The 2,513-nt window shown below is 45.1% G+C and carries 2 protein-coding genes and 1 pseudogene; all 3 read right to left on the bottom strand.

Annotated features, from left to right (window positions below):
• A pseudogene (prfB, locus tag ABW391_RS03705) lies at positions 1–235 on the bottom strand (peptide chain release factor 2); the annotation flags it as partial.
• A gap of 109 nt (positions 236–344) precedes the next feature.
• Positions 345–1,268 (bottom strand): FKBP-type peptidyl-prolyl cis-trans isomerase, encoded by a 924-nt coding sequence (locus tag ABW391_RS03700; protein ID WP_353480480.1) that lies wholly within the window; start codon positions 1,266–1,268, stop codon positions 345–347.
• Between the two features lie 66 nt (positions 1,269–1,334).
• Positions 1,335–2,357 (bottom strand): DHH family phosphoesterase, encoded by a 1,023-nt coding sequence (locus ABW391_RS03695; protein WP_353480479.1) that lies wholly within the window; start codon positions 2,355–2,357, stop codon positions 1,335–1,337.
• Positions 2,358–2,513: the final 156 nt, after the last annotated feature.

Below are 2,513 nucleotides of genomic sequence, written 5' to 3'. Positions count from 1 at the left end.
GAGTACTTCAGCGTCGTCTACATGGGCTTCCGCATTGCGGTGTTGCTCTACCCAGTTTTTGTCGGTTTTGAGTTCTTTGAGGATGCTTTCGGCCCGCTTGGGGTCGTTCCAAAATGTAGGATCGAGTGATAATTGCTCTTTTTCTTCAATCTGGATGAGTCGGTTCTCGACGTCAAAGATACCTCCCCAAACTCACCAGACGCTCGCGCAAATCGCGCAATTGTTCTATCGTCATGATGCTCCTTTTTAAAAGGTGAAAAAATGGTAGAGACGCGATTGATCGCGTATTTAAAAGATTCGAAAGTAGAGACGCGATGAATCGCGTCTCTACTTGTTCATAAAATTTACATCCCTGGTTGGCCAGCCAACACGTAAGGATTTGGTGTAAATGTATCGTTTCCTTCGATGTAGAAAATCAATTCAGCGTTGCCAGGAATCTTTGGCGGTGAACCCTGAGGGCCATAACCCAATCCTGAAGGAATGAAGAAGCTAACCTTCATACCTTTCTTGACCATTTGCAGACCTTCCATCCATCCTGGGATCAAAGGTTGTTTGCCCAATGGGAAAGAGAAATCTGCTTCCCGCTCAAAAGAGTTGTCAAACATGGCGCCATCGGTGAGGGCGCCGTAGTAATCCACAAAGATAAAGTCATCGTTTTTGAATACTGGACCAGTTCCTGGTTCGTGTACCAGGTATTTCAAACCAGAAGCAGTGGTTTTGATGCCTTTCAGGGTACCAGCGAGGTATTCTTTTGCTGTTTTGTCAACAAAAGCTTTGGCGCGTGCCAATTCTGACTTCATCAGCTCAGGGGTACGCTTCTTGGTCTTGTCCTGCATGGTTTTTTGGAAATCGGTGAAGACTTTCTGCATATCAGCAGTAGTCAACACATCCTTGATCACCATGTCGTAGTACATGATTTTTGCACCTTTGAACCCTTCAGGCTTCTGTTCTTCTTTCAGCGTATCCAGCGGCACAAAAATGGTGATGCTGTCTTTGTTTTTCATCCGCAACAGCGCTTCAAAAATTGGGTTTTGAGGCTGCTGCTTCAAAGTAGCTGAATCGGGTACTTGAATCAATTGAAAATTGGAGTTGACTACGCTATCTCCGTTCCGCAATTGGAAACGATAATAGGCAAAATCACCAGCTTTCAGTGCTTTTCCGGTGGAGTGAGTATGTACAACGTACGTGTACCCACTGGGCAATTTTTGCTCCTTCTTACATCCTGACAGCAATACCAGCGCCAGGAATAGGCATGACAAAATTCTCATGTTGTTATTGATGTTGAGAGGTTCCTGGCTTTAGGTCGGAACCCAAAACGGAAAACCCAAAATTGGTTACACAGTAAATTCATTGATGCGGTTCAGGGCTTCACGGTATTCGGGCAACAACTCACGGAATTTCTTGAGTGTGGCCTTCAAACCAATAAACGAAGCACCTCCCGATGCATTTTTATGTCCACCTCCTTTGAAGTGTTTCTGGGCAATTTCTTGCACCGAAAAATCCCCTTTAGAACGCAAGGAGATTTTTACAATTGTGGGCTGTTCGGTAATAAAAACGGCCATGATGATGCCCCGAATGCGCAAAATATAGTTGACAATGCCTTCCGTATCCCCGCGCTGAATGTCAAAACGCGCGTAGTCTTCTTTGGTCAAAGTGATGATGCCAGTGCGGTATTCTTCCAGAATTTCCATGCGGTTGAACAGGCAATGCCCCAACAAGCGCAAGTGTTTTTCCTCCTGGCTGTTGGTAATCAAATCTTGCAAGAGATAATCGTTGACCCCCAATTCTACCAAGCTGGCCACGGTGCGGTACAGTTTTGGTGAAGTACTGTACTTAAAAGATCCGGTATCGGTGACAATTCCAGTGAAAATACATTCACCAATCTTGATATCCAATAACGCTTCCCAACCCATCAGCTGGATAAAGTCATAAATCAATTCGCTGGTGGAGCTGGCAGTGGTATCCGAAAGCAGGAAATCGGGAAATGACTCCGGCTCCAGGTGGTGATCGATCATGACCTTGGGCTTCGCTATGGGCGCTAAAATTTCGCCTACTTTGTCGATTCGATCAAGCGCATTGAAATCGAGGCAAAAAAACACCTCCCCGGATTCAATTTCCGCTTTAGCGAGGTCGATGTCGGCATCGTAAATCACCATTTGGTGTACGCCATCCATCCATTCCAAAAAACCTGGATACTCTGAAGGGCATACTACGACTGGCTCATGCCCCTGTTTTTTCAACAAGTGATACAACGCCAGAGACGAACCGATCGCATCTCCGTCTGGGTTGCGGTGGGTCAGAATCACGACTTTCTTTGGTTCGGCAAGAAGATTTCTTAACGCTTGGATGTTTTCCATGTCCTACTTAAAATCAATGGGGAAACAATGACTTAACTGACTTGGGTTAAAAACGCAAAATAGCTTTTCCCCCATAAGTCCTTGTTCGTTCAAAATTCAAAGTGCGAAGGTGTCAAAAATTATGGATTTAAACAAACTATTCCTGGTTCTTTGCAC

It is taken from the genome of Haliscomenobacter sp., assembly GCF_040403615.1.
Lineage (GTDB): Bacteria > Bacteroidota > Bacteroidia > Chitinophagales > Saprospiraceae > Haliscomenobacter.
The sequence above is the reverse complement of the archived record's forward strand: the minus strand, read 5'-3'. Positions and strand labels throughout refer to the sequence as shown.